At 74.2% G+C, this 1024-nt stretch carries 1 protein-coding gene and 2 pseudogenes; 1 reads left to right on the forward strand and 2 read right to left on the reverse strand.

All coding sequences use genetic code 11. From position 1 onward, the window contains the following. A pseudogene (locus tag H5J33_RS36385) lies at positions 1–370 on the forward strand (hypothetical protein); the annotation flags it as partial. Between the two features lie 6 nt (positions 371–376). Here H5J33_RS36385 and H5J33_RS36390 read toward each other — a convergent pair. Together H5J33_RS36390 and H5J33_RS36920 are read right to left on the reverse strand one after the other, a co-directional pair. Continuing rightward, a complete protein-coding gene (locus H5J33_RS36390; protein ID WP_181798942.1) occupies positions 377–820 on the reverse strand; it encodes a MarR family winged helix-turn-helix transcriptional regulator in 444 nt (147 codons plus the stop codon). After that, a pseudogene (locus tag H5J33_RS36920) lies at positions 817–1024 on the reverse strand (hypothetical protein); the annotation flags it as partial. The pseudogene H5J33_RS36920 and the gene H5J33_RS36390, both read right to left, overlap by 4 nt.

Here is a 1024-nt window from a genome sequence, read left to right on the forward strand (position 1 = left end):
CGCCCTGACCGCGGCCCTGCTGAAGTCGGCGAGCGGCACCTTCGCCGACCACGGCCTCACGGCGTTCCTGCGGTCCTGGCAGACGTACGGTTTCGCGCTCGCCGGTGTCGCCGCCGTGCTGCTGCTGGAGAACGCGCTGCAGGCCGGTCCGCTGGCCGCGGCTCAGCCCGCGCTGACCATCGGCGACGCGGTGGTGAGCCTGACCCTCGGCATCACCCTCTTCGGCGAACGCGTCCGCACCGGGTGGTGGCTGGTGCCCGAGCTGTGCGGGGCGCTGCTCATCGTCGTGGGTGTGCTGGTGCTCAGCCGGGCCGTGCAGCGCATCGAGGTGGTGCCGGTCCCCGCCGCGGAGCGGAACGCGGCCTCGTGAGGCCGCTCAGGGGGCCGCGACCAGCGGGGGCGCGCCCCAGTCGGCGCGCAGTGCGCCCTCCAGGACGCCCGCCGCGTCCGGTCCGATGCGCTCCACCAGCACCGACTCGATCACCCCGATCGTGGCCTGCGCGCGCTCGTGCACGCGCCGCCCCTCGGCGGTCATCCGGATCAGCCGCCGCCGGGCGGAGCCGGGGTCGGGTTCCTGCTCCAGCAGGCCCATGCCGATGAGTCCGTGCACCGCCTGATGGGCCGTCTGCCGGGTGACACCCATGCGGCGGGCGAGTTCGGAGACGGTGGTGCCCTCGGCGTCGAGCATCGCGAAGACGGACGCCTGCGCCGTGGTCACCGGCTGCTCGCCGGCCGCCTCCATGCTGGCGAACAAGGCGTCCTCGAACCAGCGGCGGGCCTCGGACAGGAGCTGGGGCAGGTTGGCGGCGCGATGACTCATGGCTCCTCGGATGATCGGATACCCAGCGGATTATCCTCCTGTCCTTCGGTTTCCCGGGCGCGGGCGCAGTGCCGTGTGACGAACCCGGCCGTCCGTGCGAAGACCCGCTCGACCCCCTCCTCCGCGAGCCCCAGCCACAGGTGGTTCGCGCCGGGCACCCGTACCCGCTCGACCGGCACCCCCGCCGCCCGCAGCGCGGTCGCG

This window comes from Streptomyces sp. WELS2 (genome assembly GCF_013870595.1).
Taxonomy (GTDB): Bacteria; Actinomycetota; Actinomycetes; order Streptomycetales; family Streptomycetaceae; genus Streptomyces.

Excerpts from the sequence above, each read along its gene's own strand:
- H5J33_RS36390 (WP_181798942.1), bottom strand. The coding sequence starts at position 820 with ATGAGTCATCGCGCCGCCAACCTGCCCCAGCTCCTGTCCGAGGCCCGC.